The organism is Acinetobacter sp. YH12097 (assembly GCF_013419225.1).
In the GTDB taxonomy this organism is placed as follows: Bacteria; Pseudomonadota; Gammaproteobacteria; order Pseudomonadales; family Moraxellaceae; genus Acinetobacter; species Acinetobacter amyesii.
This window is the reverse complement of the sequence record NZ_VPAN01000011.1, coordinates 25,924-43,996: the sequence shown is the minus strand read 5'-3', so window position 1 is coordinate 43,996 and position 18,073 is coordinate 25,924. Positions and strand designations below refer to the sequence as shown.

Below are 18,073 nucleotides of genomic sequence, written 5' to 3'. Positions count from 1 at the left end.
GTTTAATCTGCCTCGTAAAATTTTGCCGCAAACAGTGCTTGAATTTCAGATAAAGCTTTTTCTTCATCTGCACCTTCAATCACTAAGCGTAAAGTTGTGCCCTTGCCTGCGCCAAGCATCAGCAAAGACATAATATTTTTGGCATCTACTAATTTTCCACCCTTACCAATTTGAATCGACGAGCGAAATTTGGTCGTGACTTCGATTAGCTTGCCAGATGCACGCGCATGTAAACCCAGTTTATTAATTACGTCAACAGTTGTGTCGATCATGACCAGTGCTTCATTTCTCTATGTAGAACCTGAATAGACCATTTTGCCTCAAGTGCTTTTTTTAGTCTATCTACGATATATACCGAACGGTGTTGCCCACCTGTACAACCGATCGACACCGTCATGTAATGACGATGCCCTTCGGCAAATGCCGGCAGCCATTTATCCAAGAAATTATAAATATCTTGGAACATTTCATTAGTTTGTTCACTTTGTTGTAAAAACTGACGAACTGGCTCATCCAATCCTGAATACTTGCGTAATTCCATATCCCAGTGCGGATTGGGCAAATGACGGACGTCAAAAACATAATCTGCATCGAGTGGAATACCATGCTTATAGCCAAAAGACTGTAAGATCAAAATTAAATTATCTGCCTGTCCGAGTTTAGACAGCAAGGTATGTTTTAAATCATGTACGCTCTTATCAGTAGTATCAATATGTACTGTCGAGCGTAATTGAATCGGCAACAGTAAAGATTTTTCTTCCTGTATGCACTCATTTAAACTTTTGAAACGACTTGCCAACGGATGGGGACGTCGAGATGAACTGAATCGCGCAATCAATTCCTGATCACGCGTGGTCAAATAAATAATATCGACTGAGCCATGGCGTTGTAGCTGTTGAAAAACCAAATCGAACTCTTGTAAATCTGCACGTGTACTGCGGACATCCACACCCAGTGCCAATTGTTCAAGATTATTTTCTGAATCGAGTTTTTCAACAATTTCGGGGAGTAAGGCCAATGGCAAATTATCGATACAGTAATAGCCCAAATCCTCAAGTATCTGTAATGCAGATGACTTTCCAGATCCAGATTGTCCTGTAACAATTAAAATGCGCTTCATCGCTTGCTACCCCATAGCCGTTTTAAACTGCAGTATATTTAACCTGCATATTATCAATAAGACGTGTTGCGCCTAATTTAGCCGCAATAAACAACACCACGTCTTGATCAAATTCTTCAATTTTCTGTAATTCAGGTGTACGTGCTTCAACATAGTCCACAACAAAACCCGCTGCTGTCAATGTTGCTTTAATATTCGCTAACACATCTGCAAGTTGAGTTCCAGCATGTAATTCTGCCTCAGCCGTTTTCAAGCTTTGGTAAATCGTTGGTGCAATCGCACGATTTTCCGCACTTAAATAACCATTGCGTGAGCTCAATGCCAAACCATCTTCAGCACGCGTAATCGGCACACCAATCACTTCTAGTGGAATATTTAAGTCACGTACAAACTGACGAATCACTGCAAGTTGCTGGTAATCTTTTTGCCCAAAGAATGCAAAATTCGGTTGAACAATATTAAAGAGTTTTGTCACAACAACAGCAACACCGTCAAAATGACCCGGACGCTGTTCGCCACACAAATCATTGGTAATGCCGCCCACGCTAATATTGGTTAAGCGCGGTTTGTTGCCATACATTTGTTCAACAGTCGGTGCAAACACGATGTCACAACCCACTTCAGCCAATAAGTGCTGATCTTGTTCCAAAGTACGTGGATAGTTGTCAAAGTCTTCATTTGGACCAAACTGAATTGGGTTAACGAAAATACTCACCACCACGACATCACACAGTTTACGTGCTTCACGAACTAAATTAAGGTGACCTTCATGCAAGTTCCCCATCGTTGGTACAAAACCAATGATTTTGCGCGCAGCACGTGCTGGATTTAGCGATGCACTTAAACCTTGAATCGTTGTTTCAGTTTTCATGTCTTACAGCTCAATTTGGAATGTATGTTCTTTGGCAGGGAAGCTACCATCTAGTACGGCAGTATGATACGCCTTAAACGCATCCACAATTGCTGTTTCCCCTGCTTGCTCTTTCATAAAGTTGCGAACAAATTTCGCCACGTGACTAAACGTCAGTCCCAACATATCTTGTTGAACCAAGACTTGAGCATCCGTTTCTGCACCGGCACCGATCCCAATCACAGGTGTATTTGGGAATAATTCACTAATTTCTTTACCCACTTGGGCAGGAACACATTCCAAAAGTAAAATTGCTGCACCTGCATCAACCACAGCTTTACAATCTGCAATGAGTTGATCCGCGGTTTCGCGTGTACGTGCTTGCACTTTATAACCGCCAAACACATGAACCGATTGCGGAGTTAACCCTAAATGCACACACACTGGAATACCATTACGGGTCAATACTTCAACTGTTTCTGACAACCATGCACCACCTTCCAATTTGACCATCTGTGCGCCTGCTTGCATCACGGTCTTTGAATTCACCAAAGCGTCATTCAAAGTGGCATAGGTCATAAATGGCAAATCAGTCAAAATAAACGCATGTTTATTGCCACGACGCACTGCAGCAGTGTGATATACCATATCTTCAACAGTGACAGGCAAAGTTGAGTCATTCCCTTGAATGGTCATCCCCAATGAATCACCAATCAGAATACTATCGACTTCAGCAACTTCCATTGCTTTTGCCATGCTCGCATCATAGCAAGTCAGGCAGGAGAATTTGCGGCCTTCCGCTTTAAATTTTTTCAAGTCACTTAGACTAATCATTTCAATATTCCTCAGATGACGGCTTTCTCAAGTGGTCATACAAAAATTAAAGATGGGCCCAGTTTCCTGCATCCAATACAGTTAAATTTGGATTATTCAAAATAGGTAAATCTTTTAATGGTTGTCCTTTAATATGTAGATTCTCATCTAAATCCAACAAAGGCTTCAACACAAAATCACGTTCTAAAACACCAACATGAGGCACCGTCAAACGTTCATTTTGAATGTGCTGTTCACCATAAATCAGTAAATCTAAATCCAGTGTACGCTCCCCCCAATGACGTAGGCGTACACGCCCCGACTCTTGTTCAAAGCGTTGCAATTCATCCAACAAGGCCAAAGGCGCTAGATGAGTTTCTAATGCAACCGCTGCATTTAAATAATTCGGCTGATCTTGTGGCCCCATTGGCGGGCTTTGATACAGTTTTGAGACTTTCACTGTTCCGAGTGTTGCAAGTTTATGCACCGCTTCACTGAGGATCTGTAGAGAATCACCTAAATTACTGCCTAAACCAATATATGTCAGCGTCATTGTGTTGGCCCAAAAATAACCTGAGTCAAATCTCGTTTCACACGTTTACGTTTTAAAATCGGATGATCTGCACCAATTTCACCACTGGCTGACGCTGCAACGATTGACACTGTCTCTAGACTATTGGCATGTGATTTAGGCTTACGTTGACGGCGACTTCTGCTTTCTGGTTCATTCACCAGCGGTTCAATTTCAACTTGCTGATGAGTAGAAGTTTTGGCTTCCACATCTTCATGCGCCGCTTTACGACGACTCTTGGCACGTTGACGATTGTATTGGCTAATTGCTCGTTCTTTTTCGTCAGTGCTCATCTGCTGATAAGCATCCCACCACTGCCCCATGCCTTGCGTGCTTATATCGCCCGATTTTTCACGCAGCAGCAGAAAGTCAAAGCCTGCACGGAAACGTGCATGACCTGAAAGTGCTTCAATTTGCTGTGGCTTTGGACTTAGTAAACGGGTTTGCATTTCCCAAACTTCACGAATAAATGTTTCGGCAAAGCGTGGAATAATGGTTCGTGTAGCTTGACGTTTCAATACATCTAAGCCCGCTTGAGCACGTGCTTCAGCAGGAACCACACCTTTATTCAGATAGAACGTACAACGTTCTTGGAACGGAATCCACAATAATACGGCATAGAAAAATGCAGGGTTAATGGTTTTCCCAATCGAAATACGTTGATCGGTATTTTTTGCTGCCAACTCAATAAATGGCGTTACGACCGGTTTGATATCTGCAAATAATTGATACCAGATACCAAAATCGATCAGCATCGGTAAGACGCGATTGAGATGCCCCATGGTAAAGAGTTTTTGTGACTCATCGTATAAACGATGTGGAGACACATCACGCAGCAATTGAGTAAGTTCTGGAGTAAAGACATCCAGAATTTTTTCATCAATATTAAAGTTTAATTTGGCTGCAAAACGTAAAGTCCGAAGCATCCGCACAGGATCTTCTTCAAAACGTAATTGTGGATCACCCAATAAACGCAACGTTTTATGCTTAATGTCATCTACTGCATGACAAAAATCTAGCACTTCACCTTTGCGTGGTTGGTAATACATTGCATTGATCGAGAAGTCACGACGTGCAAAGTCTTGCTCAATCGTACCCCAATTATTATCACGTAAAATCATGCCCGCAGCAGAAGTCACGGCTTTTTTAGGTGGCGCACGGAAGGTCGCAACTTCGATCAGTTCACGTCCTGAGTAGACATGCGCCAGCTCAAAACGACGACCAATAATTCGGCAACGTCGCCCGAAGACTTCTTTCACCTGAGCTGGTGTCGCATTAGTTACGGCATCAAAATCTTTAGGTGCATGACCCAACATTAGGTCACGGACACCGCCACCCACGATATAAGCTTCATAGCCTGCCTTAGTTAAGGCATCAATCACATCTAAAATGGAAGAAGGTAATTGTGCGGTTGATAAACCACATTTGGACGCGCGCAAAGTTTGCAAAAGACGCTGTCTCCTACGTCTGAACGTAAAATTCTTAAGATGTCGCTAATGATATCTCTAACACAATCAAAGGGCAATTTGATTATCTCGATGCTCAAGCTGAGCTTAACCTAATTCTTTTTTTTACACTTCACTTAAAGTGCCAATTTTGCTTTATTTTTAGTAAACAGCGCAGGACCGATTCCCTTAACCTGTTGAATATCATCAATGCTTTTAAATAAGCCATTACTTTTGCGATATTGCACAATGGCTTCTGCTTTTTTCTGACCAATTCCATGCAATGTCTGCAGTTCATCGACTGAGGCTGTATTTAAACGTACCTGATCTGTTCGACTATTTTGTTGGGTGCTGGGTCGTGACAAATAATAGTTGGCATTGCTCGGTGCAGTTGCCACTTTGGACTTCGAGGCCTCAGATTGCTTTTTTAATTGCTGATCTTGAGCTTGCTGCATGGCTTTCCATTCCGCGTAGCCCGAAGGGCTTTGAGCAAAAGTTAAATCTGCCATTAAACCCAAAACCAAGACAAGTAATTGTGTAGAGTATTTATTCTTTAGGATGTGGTACATATTCAGCCTGTTGTTTTAATTGTTGTTTTGCCTGTTCCCATAACTGATCCATTTCAGTCAGGGACAAGTCTTCTACATGTTTTTGTTGTAATGTGGCCTGTGCTTCAATATAAGCAAAACGGCTTCTAAATTTATGAATGGTACTTAACAGTGCCATCTCACTTGAGATGCCAATCTTACGTCCAACATTCACTAGAGAAAATAAGCAATCACCAAATTCATCAAATATTTCGTCGGATTTTTTGCCTGCTAAGGCCTCTTTTAACTCCCCTAGCTCTTCCTCAAGCTTGCCATAAGCCCCTTCCATATCTGGAAAATCAAAGCCAATTTTCGCCACATTTTTTTGAATTTCATCTGCTTGGCTTAATGCAGGTGCATGTTTAACTTCATCTAATCTTGATGCTGATTTCCCTGCTTTTTCTTGTTGTTTAATCTGTTTCCATAGTGTTGCCACATCATCCGCATTGAGTGCTGAGAATTGCTCTGCCTGAAACACATGGGGATGACGGCGAATTAATTTATCTGTAATCGCTTGCACCACATCTTGAAAATCAAATGCGCCTTGTTCGCTATACATCTGCGACTGAAATACCACTTGCAGCAACAAATCCCCCAGTTCATCTCGTACTTCGTCAATCTGACCTGAACGAACCGCCGCTTCAACTTCATAGGCCTCTTCGATAGCATAACGAGTCAGACTTTCAGGGGTTTGCTTTTGATCCCATGGACATTTTTCACGTAATTCTTTCATCACTGCTAATAATTGTTCCATGTGAACTCCAGCTATTTACTCATCAGTACATTGTTTCGATTACAGAATTTGATATGCTCAAAATTCACTCAGGGAATGAGCAACTCAATTTAAGGAAGCATAACATGCAAAGTATTTTTATTAGTGGTGCAGGACAAGGGATTGGCGCAGCAATTGCACGACTATTCATACAACAAGGCTATAAAGTTGGGCTTTACGACATTAACCAATCTCAAGTCACCTCCTTAGCTGCTGAACTCGGTAGCCATGCCAAAGCTGGGCTTTTAGATGTGACACAACCAGAGCAATGGCAAAGCGCTTTAGCTGAATTTGTTGCTTGGGCAGGTCAGCTGAATATCTTAGTCAATAATGCCGGAATTCTGTATTCAGGCAGCTTTGAACATACGAAATTGTCTGCACACCACCGTACGATTGATATCAATGTCAAAGGGGTGATAAACGGTTGCTATGCGGCATTCCCCTATTTACAGCAAAGCAATTTTGCTCGTGTGATTAACCTCTCTTCGGCTTCAGCAATTTATGGACAAGCGGATTTAGCCAGTTATGCCACATCTAAATTTGCTGTCCGCGGGTTCACTGAAAGTTTGGATATTGAATGGCAAAAATACAATATTCGCGTTTTAGATGTGATGCCTTTATTTGTTCAAACCGCGATGGTGCAAGACATGGATGCACAAAGTATTAAGAAAATGGGCGTCAATCTTCAACCGAGCGATGTCGCTCAGCAAATTTATACCTTGGTACAAAAACGGGATTCGGTCTTAATGGCCACACATACACCTGTGGGGATGAAAGCTAAATTTTTATTTAATTTATCGAAGTTTAGCCCGCAATTTGTCAACCGCTTAAGTAATATTTGGATTGCACACAAACCCAAATAGCAACGTGTTACTAATCATTTAATTTTGCAATCATATTTGTACGCAAATTACACAAAGTTACACAATTGTCACATTTTAACAGGACAAAATTCCTTTTTTTGAATAATATTCACCCGCCCATTACTTTCGGGCGTTTATTTTCTAACAATAAAAGTGAATTATTTCATGAAAAAATTACTTGTTCTTGCAACTGTTACTTCTATTTCAATTTCTGCTTTTGCTACAACTCAATTCGCATCTTCAGAATTAAAAGCGATGGATTGTGCAACTCTTGCTGTTGAAAAAGCGAATGCTAAGCGCTCTTTAGAAGCTGCTGACAAAAACATTGCAAACATCCAAGCATCTGCTCAAGCGCCAGGCAAATCATTGAGCAAATTTGCTGGTTTAGCGGGTGGCGCTCTTGCTGCTTTCGGTGGTAACTCTGAAAAAGCTGCTCGTGCAGGCAACATTGCAAACAGCTTGGCTGGTGAGCAAGATACTTCTGATGCAAGCAACCTTGAACTTCAACAAGCGAACAAATCTGCTGCTCAAGCAAACATCGACAACATTGGTATTTACCAAGGTTCTAAAAAATGCAAAATCTAATCTAATGCCAGTTTAGATTGATTTTCAAAAAAAGCCCTGTTCAGCCAGAACAGGGCTTTTTTCATGGTGATTTCTATTTCATACCGATTTATAAGACATTCAACTCAATTTTCGGCAAATGAAAGCCTCGGCAAGATTGTTCACTTTGCCATGCCACCGTCAGCATAACATGCGGTAGTTGAATATTCTGATAAGCAAAAGTGCCAATAGCGGGGTGACTACACATCCCACCATTCTGCTCAGGATGACACTGGGTATTCAGTTCATTCAGGTTCACTCGAATCCCTAAACCTGACGCTTTAAGTACCGCCTCTTTGGTGGTCCAAACTTTAAACCAAAAATCAGGATCATGCTCACAACTGTCCCAATTGAGCAATTCTTCGGGATGAAAGCTGTGTTGAGCCATCGCATCAAAACGAACTTTTCGATCTAAATCCTCAATATCCACACCAATATTGGCGATTTTTTCACTGCTGGCCAAAACATAATGCTGCTGGCTATGACTATGATTAAAATGAAAGTGTGGAAAATCAGGAAGAAAAGGCTTACCAAACGCAGACTTTGAAAAATCTGAATTTTCAACTGATCTATTAATCCGCTGCCCGAGTAATTGATTGCGATATTGATAAATGGCTTGTTTACGCACGGCAATTACCTCTTGACGACTCAAGCCATGCGGCTCCACAAAGAAGTCAGTAATTGCACTATATTCAAGCTGAATTTTCGCCATAAGTTGTTGATCCAATATCTTTTACACTACGTCCATGACGCTATATTTTATGCGACTCTCCGACACAAAATACACCACAATACAGATGAGCGCATCGGTCCTTTGACTTATCGAGATTTTAAAACTCAGTTTAAAAATATTTCTAACCACTTAAGAAATACTTAATATTATAAATATATTCAAATACTTAAGTATAATAAATATTTTAAATACATCTTCAATTAGATAAAATACTCTAGATTCTTATAACTTTAATTTAAAACTCGGGGTAAACCAGATGCTAAGAAAAATCACGTTAATCAGTTCACTTTGTGTCCTACCATGTTTCGCTCAAGCAGGCTTATTGGATGCAGCTGTTGCAGTAATGGGTGCCAAAAATGGCGCGATTATGGACCAAGCTGAAGCTCGTATGAATCAAAGCCGTCAAGAAGCTGCTAACGCCGTGGCTCAAGCAGACCGTGGCTATGCCTCAAATTTCAATCAAGCTAATCAAACCAACAATAGTGTTTATAGCACCAGTTATTTAAAAACCTTAGATTGCACTGACCTAAGCGTTGAGCGTAAGACCTTTGAACGTACATTGGAAGCATCGCAACAGGCATTAAGCCAAGCGCCTGCACAGCAAAATAATCAAGTTTCAAAATGGGCTGGTCTTGCTGGCAACGCGCTATCCGCATTTTCAGGTCAATCTGAAACAGCGGCCCGTATGGGACAATTTGCGACAGCTTTTTCTAGCAATAAAAATACACAACAGGATAGCAGCAGCGCACAGCAAGCCATGGAAATTGCTCAAGCTAATCTGGATAATATTGATATTTACCGCCAAGCTAAAAAGTGTAAAAACTAATTTCTACATCTTTTTTAGATAAATAAAGTGAAATAAAAAAGCCTGCATATCTGCAGGCTTTTTTTGTTCATCTAAACTTAGCGTTTGAATTTCTTTTCCGCCTTTTTGAACTTCTGAACATAACGACGTTTACGTGCCGCCGTACGCTCATCGATTTGCGACTTACGACCTTCAAATGGGTTATCAGAGGTTTTAAATTCAATTTTGACTGGCGTACCTTCAAGTTTATAAACTTTACGGAACACGTTTTCTAGGTAACGACGATAGTCATTTGGCGTTTTATCGACCTTGTTACCATGAATCACAATAGTCGGTGGATTTTGTCCACCAATATGCGCATAACGCATTTTGATACGACGACCTTGAACCATTGGTGGTTGGTGCGCATCAGTTGCATCATTCAAGATCTGAGTGATTTTCGCAGGTGATACTTTCAAATGAGAAGAATCATAAGCACGGTGGATCGATGGATAAAGATCACCAACACCTGTACCGTGAAGTGCAGAAATTAAGTGAATTTTTGCCCATGGAATAAAGTCAAAACGACGTTCAACATCTAATTTACATTGTTTACGGTCGTAGTCAGACATGTTGTCCCATTTGTTGATGGCAATCACCATCGCACGGCCTGCTTCAAGCGCATAACCGATCAAATGCAAGTCTTGCTCAACGATCCCTTCACGTGCATCGACAACAATAACCACAACATGCGCATCTTTCATCGCTTGTAAAGTTTTCACAATCGAGAATTTCTCGATCATTTCGTCCACTTTACCTTTACGACGTACACCCGCAGTATCGATTAATGTGTATTTACGGCCATCACGTTCAAATGGGATATAAATCGAGTCACGTGTAGTACCTGGTTGGTCAAATGCAACCACACGGTCTTCACCCAACAAACGGTTCACTAGAGTCGATTTACCTACGTTTGGACGACCAATAATCGCTAAACGTAAGCCTGTGTCTTTATCGTGTTGTTCTTCACTTTCATCTTCAGGTACATCAGCCAACACTTCTTCAAGCATTTGCTGAACACCACGACCATGGCTGGCAGCCACTTGAAGTGGTTCACCCATACCCAATTTGAAGAATTCAACTAAAGCTGCTTCGGCATGTACACCATCAACTTTGTTGGCAACAAGATAAACTTTTTTACCTAGCGTACGTAAGTCACGTGCAATTTGCTCATCAGATGCCAATAAGCCTGCGCGCGCATCGACCACGAAGACAATAATATCTGCTTCATTAATGGCAGTTTTTGACTGTTCTGCCATGTACGAGTCGATACCGCCCTCAGTTTCGCCAATACCCCCAGTATCAACGACAATGAAAGATTTATTTTGATAAGTCGCGTCACCATACTTACGGTCACGAGTCAGACCTGCAAAGTCAGCAACGAGAGCATCACGGCTCTTGGTTATCTGGTTAAACAACGTTGATTTTCCGACGTTCGGACGACCAATGAGCGCAATTACGGGTTTCATAGATTAACCTTTATTCCAGATCAGCCAGTTTGGTCTGGTCTGAACATCAGAAAGCTTAGGAAGAATGGAAATAGGATAAATGCCTAAAATAAATAAAAACACGGGGCATTGATGATTCAATCCCCCGCGTTAAAAATACGGTTTGGCTTATTTTAACATAAGCCGCAGAAAAATTAACGGTTCTGCCAAATGCTTAATGCACCCTTACGTGTCGACACATATAATTGATTGTCAATTACACGTAGTGAACGTACTTCACCACTGGTTTTAGAACGACCAACCAACTCACCTGTCGCTGGGTTGATTAAGTGAAGTACACCATCCAGATCACCAACCACAAGGTCTTGACCTAACATCACTGGGTTACTCAAATTACGATTAAGCAATTGGTCATTTTCCCACAATGTTTGACCAGTGGTAATTTCGTAAGCCACAATTTTACCATCAGTTTGTGTCACAAAGACACCATTGCCTGCAACTTCAGGGCGCTGAATGCTGCTCGCATCATTATTCCAGATCACTTGTTGTGATGCAAGATCAAGAGCTGTCACTTGGCCTTGGTAACTGGTGGTAATTAAAAATTGACCTGCTACAGTCGGTTCACCGTCAATATCAATGAGACGTTGTACATCTGAACGACCATCTGACACTGCAACACGACGCTGCATTTTCGGAATACCGCTCAATGCATCAATCACATAGATATAGGCATTTGAAGAAGCGATGAGAACATGACGTGCATCGAGTGATACCGGTGCTGCCATACCACGTAAACTAAACTGCACATTTGGCAAGTTATAGGTCCAAGTTTGTTGACCCGTTGCCACATCGTTAGCGTATACCGTACCATCATTGGTGACTGAAATAACGCGACCTGCTTGAATCAACGACGGTGAAAGTAATGCACCGGTTAATTGCGCCGTCCACTTTTGTTCACCTGTTGCCTGATCTAATGCAAATAATTGACCTTTTGCATTACCGACAACCACGATACCGTCAGCAGCTTCTACACCTGCAGTCAAACCTTGCTTAGAGATTTTCTTCTGCCATAAACGCTCTTTGCCTTTGTAGGCTTGAACTTCACCGTTAGGATTTACGCTAAAAACAACGCCGTTATCTGCATCCATACGTAAACGCAGTGGATCTGCTTCTTCAGTTGAAGCCACACTGTTTGAAAATACAGGTGCTAAAGTTTTTGCCTGTTCCAATTTTGGTAAAGGATTTGGTTTTACTTTTTCTACTTTTCCTTTATTTGCACAACCAGCCAAAGCAAGTGTTAAAACTGTCAGCGCACAGGTAATTTTGTATTTTCTATTCATTCAGTTGCTTCCACTTGTGTATCTATAATCGGACGTTCAATTTCAGGATCATCAACTAAAACGCCTACACTTTCGAGTTTAATTTGTAAAATTTGACGTTCTTCTTGTCGCTCAACCAAAGCATCCCATGCACTTTGATAAACTTTCTTTGCATTTTCGATATCATTTTTTGCAACATAGACATCGCCACGGGCTTCATCTGCAGTTGCTTGAAAAGCAGGTTCTTTAACCGCTTCTAAAGTTTTTAATGCTTCATCAAATTTCTTTTGTGCCAATTGTGCATACGCCAAACGTAATTTCACCAATTGAACTAAGCCTGCATCATCAACTTTTGAATTTTCAACTTTTTTCAAAGCTTTTTCAGCATTGGCATAATCCGCTTTATCATACGCCAATTTTGCCATAAGCAACTGAGTTTGGATGGCTTGTGGCGAATCTGGCGCTTCTTTTACAATTTTATCTGCAGTCGCAGAAAGTTGTGTAAACGCATCGCCAGTCGCCGACTGAGCATCATCCATTAACTGCTGTACTTTGGCTGTTTGCATTTGCGATTCAGCCAAAGTTTTCTTCTGCCAGTATTCCCATCCGAAAAAGGCAATCAACGCAATTAAAATGCCGCTAACAATGGCAGAGCCATATTTTTTAGCAAACGATTTTAAATTATCAAGTTGTTCTTCTTCACTCAATGCGCTCATGAAATTACCTTTTCCTTATGTTATAGGGATTATTTTGAAGAAATTTTTTCGATAATGAAGGCAACAAAGTCTGCCACATTCACTTCGTGTTGTTCTGCAATCGCTAGCTCTTTCACCAGCACTTGCCCTGCTGCTTGCTCACGTTCACCGTAAATCACAGCAAATAAAGCACCCGATTGGTCGGCTTTTTTCATTTGCGATTTCATTGAACCTTGTGAACCAACTTTTAAGCGAATGTTGCTACCCGCCGCTTCAAGTTGATCACGAATTTGTTCAGCAAGTACCAACGCTTTACCTTGAGTTGCAGGATCTGAAACCAAGAATAGCTCACAGTCACGCACAGGAGTATTGTCTTCCACTTGTTCAAGTAGAAGAAGCAAACGCTCCATACCCATTGCAAAACCAACAGCGGGCACCGACTGGTCTGCTTTACCTTTAAGCTGCCCCACTAAACCGTCATAACGACCACCAGCACATACCGTTCCTTGAGAACCTAAGTGTGTGGTTGTCCATTCAAAGACCGTTTTGTTGTAATAGTCGAGACCACGAACCAATTTTTGATTGATCACAAAGCCAATACCTGCGTCAGTCAAATACTGCTGCAATTGAGCAAAGTGAGCCAACGTTTCTTCACCCATAAAGTCGTGAAGTTTTGGCGCATTTTCCAAAATGCTTTGTGTTTTTGCATCTTTAGAATCCAAAATACGCAGTGGATTCGTAGTTAGACGACGCTGTGAATCTTCATCTAAGTCATTTTTATGTGACTCTAAAAATTCAACCAATGCCGCACGATAAGCTGCACGTTCATCAGACTCACCTAATGTATTGAGTTCTAATTGAACTTTATCTGCAACGCCCATGCGTTTCCACAAACGCGCAGTCATTAAAATCAATTCTGCATCTTGATCTGGTGTTGCAACACCAAAGGTTTCTACGCCAAATTGATGGAACTGACGGTAGCGACCTTTTTGTGGTTTTTCATAGCGGAACATTGGGCCGACATACCATACACGCGGTGTAGCACCACGAAGTAAGTTATGTTCAAGCATTGCACGCACACACCCTGCTGTTCCTTCTGGACGCAAAGTCAAAGACTCAGGCGGATTACCTTTGTCTAAGAATGTGTACATTTCTTTTTCAACGATATCCGTTGCATCACCAATAGAACGTTTGAACAGATGAGTCTGCTCCACAATCGGCAAGCGAATTTGCTGATAACCATAAGCATCCATCAGGCTAGATAGATGCTGTTCTAGACGTCTCCATGCAGGACTTTGCGTAGGGAGAATGTCATTAAAACCTTTGATTGCGACGATTGAACTCATGATCTACTCAGAAAAACTTGTGCGAATAATCTCTTTAGCTTTAGCGTCTTCAAGATCGCTAACACGTTGACGAACCATCGCTTCGATTTCGTCAACCAACTGATTTGTGTCAATTAAATGGCTCTTTTCGCCATTACGATACACCAGTGAACGCGGACTTGCACCTACTACACCAATATCGGCTTCTTTGGCTTCACCCGGACCATTTACTTTACAACCAATCACCGATACATCCATTGGGGTACGAATATCTTCTAAACGCTCTTCCAATGTTTGCATGACTTTGATGACATTAAATTCTTGGCGCGAACAACTTGGGCATGCAATAAAGTTAATGCCGTTTGAACGTAAGCCCAATGATTTTAAAATATCAAAGCCAATTTTGATTTCTTCTTCAGGCTCTGCGGCCAATGAAATACGCATGGTGTCACCAATGCCTTCCATCAACAAACCGCCTAAAGCGATAGCAGATTTGACTGAACCCGTGCGGTAGACACCTGCTTCAGTCACACCTAAGTGTAATGGGTTATCAATTTGTGCAGAAAGTAATCGGTAAGCATCCATAGTCAGGAATACATTCGATGCTTTGACTGACACTTTAAATTCATGGAAATTTAAACGGTCTAAAATATCAATATGGCGCATTGCAGATTCAAGCAAGGCCTGACCTGTAGGCTCACCATATTTCTTTTGAATATCTTTTTCCAGTGAGCCTGCATTGACACCAATACGCATTGAAATGTCATTGTGCTTCGCTGCCGCAACCACTTCACGAATTTTGGCTTCAGAACCAATATTACCCGGGTTAATACGCAAACAATCTGCACCAAGGTCTGCAACACGTAAAGCAATTTTATAATCAAAGTGAATATCGGCAACCAGTGGCACTTGCACACGTTTACGAATTTCACCAAAAGCTTCAGCAGCTTCCATACTCGGTACAGAAACACGCATGATGTCCGCACCGACGTCTACACAGCGCTGAATCTGTGCCACGGTCGCTTCGACATCACAGGTTTCAGTATTGGTCATACTTTGGATGCTGATCGGCGCATCACCACCGACATACACCGAACCTACTTTAATTTTACGCGTTGGACGGCGCTTAATTGGATTTTCAATCATTGTTCAGTCTGCTCTGTTGTCCCTTAACGTGATAAACGGAAATCTGCTTTGCCGTTTACGGTATATGGTGACAATGAAATATTTTCATTATTTAAGCTTAATGACACTGCTGTTGCATCATCCAAACGAATTTGGAATGGTGTTTCACCGTTTAAGTTGAGCGTCGATGCTTGACGACCTGTCGCCAACACCTTACCCGTCGAATCAACAATATGTACTGAAGTCGGGCTACTGAAGGTCAATGTCAATTGATCGCCACTGACCGCTGCATTTCCGCCATTCATGTCGAGGACTTGAACTTCTGAAGCGACATCACTGGTCACAGCGTCTTCATTATCGCTGCCCGAGGTCATGCCTTGAATCGCTGCCACGATCGCACCAATGACCACCAACACCGCCAATGCAATCAAACCACGTTTGATCCATTTACGATTACGGTCACGGTTAGAACCGGGTAATTTACCCATAATTTTAATCGGTGAATTATTTAACGCGTGATTTGGCAACAATCCCGTATCGTTGGCATAAATATCATCAAAACGTTGAATGATATTGGTTGCATCAACTTTTAAATATTTGGCATAAGTGCGGTAGTAACCTTTAATAAAGGTCGCTTCAGGCAATGACTTATAATCATCTTGCTCAAGTGCAGTCAGTGTTTTTAATGGAATATTGAGTTCTGATGCGACAGCTTCAAGTTCCAGTTTTTGCGTAATACGTACTTGACGTAAATACTCACCTGGGCGTTGTACATTTCCTAATGCATTTGGAGCTACGCTCGAACCATTCGATTGCGGTGAATTAGGATTTACTTCCATACGGCCTCAGTACTGTACTGTAATTGCAAATAGCGTTGGTATTCAGGACTTTCTGGGAACAAAGCACGTAACTGGTTAACCAGTACTTGCATACCCAAATTGTCGCCATTGGCACGCGCTGTTCGAATGCCAATCCAGAGTGCGCGCGCACCCTGATTTTTTTGTCCTACTGCACGTACAAATTGTTCATACATTTGTGTGGCAGCAGGGAACTGCTGATTCAAATAAAAGATTTCAGACAACTCTAACATTGAAACATAGGAATCACGATTAGCCTGCAAAGCTTGTTTGAATGATTTTTCAGCATTCGCCACATCACCCACTTTCAGGTAAATTCGACCTAAATTTTCCAATGCTTTGAAACGTTGATCATAACCTAAAGTTGAACCTGCGATGCTGAACTGTTCAATCGCATCATTATAGCGCTCAACTTGGTATAAATACGTACCGTAGTTGTTACGCGCTTGAGAATTTTTTGAGTCTGCTGAAATTGCACGCTTAAAATAACTATCTGCTTTTTCTAAGTTGGCTGGGCTGCCTTCTCGTTGTAGTAAGACACCCATCATCATATTGGCTTGGGAATCGCGAGAATCCACTTCTAAAGCCTGATCTAATGCGCGTTTAGCAGAGTCCAAATCCCCTGCTTTCAGGTGTTCAACAGCCAATTGCGTTCTGATTTTTACGGCTTTCTCTGGGTCTTTTTTCCCAATCTCAGGCGTTTGACATGCTGTTAATGCCAAAACCGATGCACATAAAGCTGAAACGAAAGTGAACTTATACGTTAACTTTTTCAATTGGCTGCCTCTTTATTATCCTTGTGAGCGCAGTATCTCATTTTGCTGCGCAACTTTCTTTTTCCATTGCTCCGCACGACGAGTACGGTCAGCAACTTGCCCCACGAGTTGTCCACACGCAGCGTCGATATCATCACCACGTGTCTGACGAATCGTACACACAAAACCGGCATCAGACAAAGTTTTTTGGAAAGAAATAATACGGTTACGGCTTGAACGACCGTATGGCGCATGCGGGAACGGGTTAAACGGAATTAAATTAATTTTGCTTGGTAAGTTTTTCAACAGCTTTAACATTTGCTGTGCATGTTCAGGATGGTCATTTACACCATCTAACATCACGTATTCGATGGTCACATGTTTACGTGAACTTTCATTGCCATCTTTGGCGATATAACGCTGACAAGCTGCTATCAACTGTTCCAACGGATACTTTTTATTGATCGGAACAAGTTCGTTACGTAGTTCATCATTTGGCGCATGGAGTGAAATTGCCAAGGCCACATCAATGTCTTGTGCCAATTGGTCAATTTTAGGCACCACACCTGATGTTGATAAAGTCACACGACGCTTCGACATGCCATACGCAAAGTCATCCAACATGATACGCATTGAATTCAATACAGCATCATAGTTCAACAACGGCTCACCCATGCCCATCATCACCACGTTGGTCACTGAACGTTCACGATCCGCAACTGGCACATCTTCCATATAAGAGAAGTTCGCCATCCAAAGCTGTCCAATAATTTCAGCTTGGCTCAAGTCACGTTGAAAACCTTGTTTCCCAGTTGAACAGAATGAACAGTCCAGAGCACAGCCCACTTGTGACGAAATACACAAGGTCTTACGTGCGCCGGTTTTATCTTCTGCAGGAATGAGCACGGTTTCAACCAATGAACCTGCACCATCACCTACACGGAACACCCATTTACGAGTACCGTCTTTTGAATAATTTTTATGCACCACTTCAGGCGCTTTAATTTCACAAATCTTTTCTAGTTTTTCACGCAATTTACCAGAAATATTGGTCATTTCAGCAAAATCAGTCACGAAGAACTGATGAATCCATTTCATCACCTGCCCAGCACGGAATTTCTTCTCCCCCATTTCTTCGAAGAATTTTTCCATTTGCGGACGTGACATGCCCAGTAAATTCACTTTCTCCACAGTATTTTTCTGCGTCGGAGCGGATGGAGATTGTTGCTGTGCATCAGAAACAGCTGATGTAGCGACTACTTCAGTACTCATGTGTAATTACCTAAACCATGTCTAAAGATCAAAGGAGATGCTCAGTATTTGAGCGAAGAATTATTCAGAGAATAAA

20 protein-coding genes are annotated in these 18,073 nt (G+C 41.8%); 3 read left to right on the top strand and 17 right to left on the bottom strand.

The genetic code is table 11. From position 1 onward, the window contains the following. Window positions 1-2: 2 nt before the first annotated feature. The 8 genes from FTU37_RS06965 to mazG form a co-directional block, all read right to left on the bottom strand. The gene (locus tag FTU37_RS06965; protein ID WP_067763492.1) at window positions 3-272 is read right to left on the bottom strand and encodes an HPr family phosphocarrier protein; all 270 of its coding nucleotides are present in this window, start codon (window positions 270-272) and stop codon (window positions 3-5) included. Then, window positions 269-1,120, bottom strand: coding sequence for an RNase adapter RapZ (rapZ, locus tag FTU37_RS06960; RefSeq protein ID WP_078189595.1), 852 nt, complete (start codon window positions 1,118-1,120; stop codon window positions 269-271). Before rapZ ends, FTU37_RS06965 begins: the two co-directional genes overlap by 4 nt. A gap of 22 nt (window positions 1,121-1,142) precedes the next feature. Then, entirely contained in the window at window positions 1,143-1,991 is an 849-nt protein-coding gene (panC, locus tag FTU37_RS06955; protein ID WP_078192648.1) for a pantoate--beta-alanine ligase, read from the bottom strand. Between the two features lie 3 nt (window positions 1,992-1,994). Beyond that, window positions 1,995-2,804 carry a 3-methyl-2-oxobutanoate hydroxymethyltransferase gene (panB, locus tag FTU37_RS06950; RefSeq protein ID WP_180020987.1) on the bottom strand — a complete coding sequence of 270 codons (810 nt, stop codon included), beginning with the start codon at window positions 2,802-2,804 and terminating at the stop codon, window positions 1,995-1,997. Window positions 2,805-2,850: 46 nt separating this feature from the next. After that, window positions 2,851-3,336, bottom strand: coding sequence for a 2-amino-4-hydroxy-6-hydroxymethyldihydropteridine diphosphokinase (gene folK / locus FTU37_RS06945; protein WP_180124060.1), 486 nt, complete (start codon window positions 3,334-3,336; stop codon window positions 2,851-2,853). Next, window positions 3,333-4,802 carry a polynucleotide adenylyltransferase PcnB gene (pcnB, locus tag FTU37_RS06940; protein ID WP_180124059.1) on the bottom strand — a complete coding sequence of 490 codons (1,470 nt, stop codon included), beginning with the start codon at window positions 4,800-4,802 and terminating at the stop codon, window positions 3,333-3,335. Before pcnB ends, folK begins: the two co-directional genes overlap by 4 nt. A 134-nt stretch (window positions 4,803-4,936) precedes the next feature. After that, window positions 4,937-5,368: a ComEA family DNA-binding protein gene (locus tag FTU37_RS06935; RefSeq protein ID WP_180124058.1), complete on the bottom strand. Its 432-nt coding sequence runs from the start codon at window positions 5,366-5,368 to the stop codon at window positions 4,937-4,939. Then, window positions 5,346-6,140, bottom strand: coding sequence for a nucleoside triphosphate pyrophosphohydrolase (mazG, locus tag FTU37_RS06930; protein ID WP_180124057.1), 795 nt, complete (start codon window positions 6,138-6,140; stop codon window positions 5,346-5,348). The genes FTU37_RS06935 and mazG overlap by 23 nt, the downstream gene beginning before the upstream one ends. 104 nt (window positions 6,141-6,244) lie before the next feature. On the opposite strand from mazG, the gene FTU37_RS06925 reads away from it, so the two are divergent. Then, a complete protein-coding gene (locus FTU37_RS06925) occupies window positions 6,245-7,021 on the top strand; it encodes an SDR family oxidoreductase (protein ID WP_180124056.1) in 777 nt (258 codons plus the stop codon). Window positions 7,022-7,186: 165 nt separating this feature from the next. After that, a complete protein-coding gene (locus FTU37_RS06920; RefSeq protein ID WP_180102551.1) occupies window positions 7,187-7,606 on the top strand; it encodes a hypothetical protein in 420 nt (139 codons plus the stop codon). Between the two features lie 88 nt (window positions 7,607-7,694). Here the strand turns inward: FTU37_RS06920 and FTU37_RS06915 are convergent, their stop codons facing one another. Then, window positions 7,695-8,336, bottom strand: a complete 642-nt coding sequence (locus tag FTU37_RS06915) for a 4'-phosphopantetheinyl transferase superfamily protein (protein WP_180124055.1) — start codon at window positions 8,334-8,336, stop codon at window positions 7,695-7,697. Window positions 8,337-8,613: 277 nt separating this feature from the next. Here FTU37_RS06915 and FTU37_RS06910 point away from each other — a divergent pair, with 277 nt between their 5' ends. Continuing rightward, on the top strand, window positions 8,614-9,183 hold the full coding sequence (locus tag FTU37_RS06910; protein ID WP_180124054.1) for a hypothetical protein: 570 nt from the start codon (window positions 8,614-8,616) through the stop codon (window positions 9,181-9,183). A gap of 77 nt (window positions 9,184-9,260) precedes the next feature. On the opposite strand, the gene der is transcribed toward FTU37_RS06910, so the two are convergent. The 8 genes from der to rlmN form a co-directional block, all read right to left on the bottom strand. After that, window positions 9,261-10,670, bottom strand: a complete 1,410-nt coding sequence (gene der, locus FTU37_RS06905; protein WP_180073270.1) for a ribosome biogenesis GTPase Der — start codon at window positions 10,668-10,670, stop codon at window positions 9,261-9,263. Between the two features lie 173 nt (window positions 10,671-10,843). Beyond that, complete coding sequence (bamB, locus tag FTU37_RS06900; protein ID WP_180124053.1) at window positions 10,844-11,989, bottom strand: outer membrane protein assembly factor BamB; 1,146 nt, start codon at window positions 11,987-11,989, stop codon at window positions 10,844-10,846. After that, on the bottom strand, window positions 11,986-12,684 hold the full coding sequence (locus tag FTU37_RS06895) for a tetratricopeptide repeat protein (RefSeq protein ID WP_078189608.1): 699 nt from the start codon (window positions 12,682-12,684) through the stop codon (window positions 11,986-11,988). Before FTU37_RS06895 ends, bamB begins: the two co-directional genes overlap by 4 nt. A 29-nt stretch (window positions 12,685-12,713) precedes the next feature. Then, complete coding sequence (hisS, locus tag FTU37_RS06890) at window positions 12,714-14,009, bottom strand: histidine--tRNA ligase (RefSeq protein WP_078189609.1); 1,296 nt, start codon at window positions 14,007-14,009, stop codon at window positions 12,714-12,716. A gap of 3 nt (window positions 14,010-14,012) precedes the next feature. After that, entirely contained in the window at window positions 14,013-15,134 is a 1,122-nt protein-coding gene (gene ispG, locus FTU37_RS06885) for a flavodoxin-dependent (E)-4-hydroxy-3-methylbut-2-enyl-diphosphate synthase (RefSeq protein ID WP_180007218.1), read from the bottom strand. A 23-nt stretch (window positions 15,135-15,157) separates the two neighbouring features. Beyond that, a complete protein-coding gene (locus tag FTU37_RS06880) occupies window positions 15,158-15,952 on the bottom strand; it encodes a RodZ domain-containing protein (RefSeq protein WP_180025979.1) in 795 nt (264 codons plus the stop codon). Continuing rightward, on the bottom strand, window positions 15,943-16,746 hold the full coding sequence (gene pilW / locus FTU37_RS06875; RefSeq protein WP_078189612.1) for a type IV pilus biogenesis/stability protein PilW: 804 nt from the start codon (window positions 16,744-16,746) through the stop codon (window positions 15,943-15,945). The genes FTU37_RS06880 and pilW overlap by 10 nt, the downstream gene beginning before the upstream one ends. A 15-nt stretch (window positions 16,747-16,761) precedes the next feature. Next, window positions 16,762-17,997: a 23S rRNA (adenine(2503)-C(2))-methyltransferase RlmN gene (gene rlmN, locus FTU37_RS06870; protein WP_168378458.1), complete on the bottom strand. Its 1,236-nt coding sequence runs from the start codon at window positions 17,995-17,997 to the stop codon at window positions 16,762-16,764. Window positions 17,998-18,073: the final 76 nt, after the last annotated feature.

Excerpts from the sequence above, each read along its gene's own strand:
- FTU37_RS06965 (WP_067763492.1), bottom strand. The coding sequence starts at position 272 with ATGATCGACACAACTGTTGACGTAATTAATAAACTGGGTTTACATGCG.
- rapZ (WP_078189595.1), bottom strand. The coding sequence starts at position 1,120 with ATGAAGCGCATTTTAATTGTTACAGGACAATCTGGATCTGGAAAGTCA.
- panC (WP_078192648.1), bottom strand. The coding sequence starts at position 1,991 with ATGAAAACTGAAACAACGATTCAAGGTTTAAGTGCATCGCTAAATCCA.
- panB (WP_180020987.1), bottom strand. The coding sequence starts at position 2,804 with ATGATTAGTCTAAGTGACTTGAAAAAATTTAAAGCGGAAGGCCGCAAA.
- folK (WP_180124060.1), bottom strand. The coding sequence starts at position 3,336 with ATGACGCTGACATATATTGGTTTAGGCAGTAATTTAGGTGATTCTCTA.
- FTU37_RS06935 (WP_180124058.1), bottom strand. The coding sequence starts at position 5,368 with ATGTACCACATCCTAAAGAATAAATACTCTACACAATTACTTGTCTTG.
- mazG (WP_180124057.1), bottom strand. The coding sequence starts at position 6,140 with ATGGAACAATTATTAGCAGTGATGAAAGAATTACGTGAAAAATGTCCA.
- FTU37_RS06925 (WP_180124056.1), top strand. The coding sequence starts at position 6,245 with ATGCAAAGTATTTTTATTAGTGGTGCAGGACAAGGGATTGGCGCAGCA.
- FTU37_RS06920 (WP_180102551.1), top strand. The coding sequence starts at position 7,187 with ATGAAAAAATTACTTGTTCTTGCAACTGTTACTTCTATTTCAATTTCT.
- FTU37_RS06915 (WP_180124055.1), bottom strand. The coding sequence starts at position 8,336 with ATGGCGAAAATTCAGCTTGAATATAGTGCAATTACTGACTTCTTTGTG.
- FTU37_RS06910 (WP_180124054.1), top strand. The coding sequence starts at position 8,614 with ATGCTAAGAAAAATCACGTTAATCAGTTCACTTTGTGTCCTACCATGT.
- der (WP_180073270.1), bottom strand. The coding sequence starts at position 10,670 with ATGAAACCCGTAATTGCGCTCATTGGTCGTCCGAACGTCGGAAAATCA.
- bamB (WP_180124053.1), bottom strand. The coding sequence starts at position 11,989 with ATGAATAGAAAATACAAAATTACCTGTGCGCTGACAGTTTTAACACTT.
- FTU37_RS06895 (WP_078189608.1), bottom strand. The coding sequence starts at position 12,684 with ATGAGCGCATTGAGTGAAGAAGAACAACTTGATAATTTAAAATCGTTT.
- hisS (WP_078189609.1), bottom strand. The coding sequence starts at position 14,009 with ATGAGTTCAATCGTCGCAATCAAAGGTTTTAATGACATTCTCCCTACG.
- ispG (WP_180007218.1), bottom strand. The coding sequence starts at position 15,134 with ATGATTGAAAATCCAATTAAGCGCCGTCCAACGCGTAAAATTAAAGTA.
- FTU37_RS06880 (WP_180025979.1), bottom strand. The coding sequence starts at position 15,952 with ATGGAAGTAAATCCTAATTCACCGCAATCGAATGGTTCGAGCGTAGCT.
- rlmN (WP_168378458.1), bottom strand. The coding sequence starts at position 17,997 with ATGAGTACTGAAGTAGTCGCTACATCAGCTGTTTCTGATGCACAGCAA.